The sequence below is a fragment of the Vibrio sp. 970 genome (assembly GCF_033339075.1).
Map to the genome: position 1 here is coordinate 1 of NZ_JAWOTW010000777.1, position 525 is coordinate 525.

The window sequence follows — 525 nt, forward strand, 5'->3', positions numbered from 1 at the left end:
TAACTCGGCAACTTCTTGCTCTAACTGAGCGACACGTTCTGAGCTTGACGAAGTAGCCGGAACTGCCGCAGCCATTGCTGACACATCGACTTCACCACAGAACAAGTGCATGTAACGAGATTCACGCTTACCAGCTTCACGAGGTAACTTCACCACAAGCGGACCTTTATCTTCGCTAGCAAGATGCTCAAGTACAGCTTCTACTTCTTTTACATCGTGGAAAGTGGCAAGGCGGTTGGTTCGAGTGCGGATCTCGCCTGGCGTTTGCGCTCCGCGCAGTAACATGCAACAGATGATGCCCTTCTCTTGCTCCGACAATTTAAGATCGCCAAACTCGGTGTTGCAAAAACGATGTTGGTACTTGCTAACACGGCTATTGAAAGCGCTCTCATCGCTGACAAGTCGACGCTCAATCAACGCATCAACAGCATCAAGGACGTCAGATTCTGACAATGCCATCACGGGCTCACGGTTGCTTTTTTGGTTCCATGCGTTGGTCAACGCGTTCAAACTGAGGGGATATTG

The 525-nt window shown here is 49.9% G+C and carries 1 protein-coding gene; it reads right to left on the bottom strand.

Translation table 11 applies throughout. The features are described 5' to 3' along the window. Positions 1–525: YceH family protein (locus R7Q11_RS29135; protein ID WP_225467340.1), on the bottom strand; the 525-nt coding region annotated here is incomplete at both ends.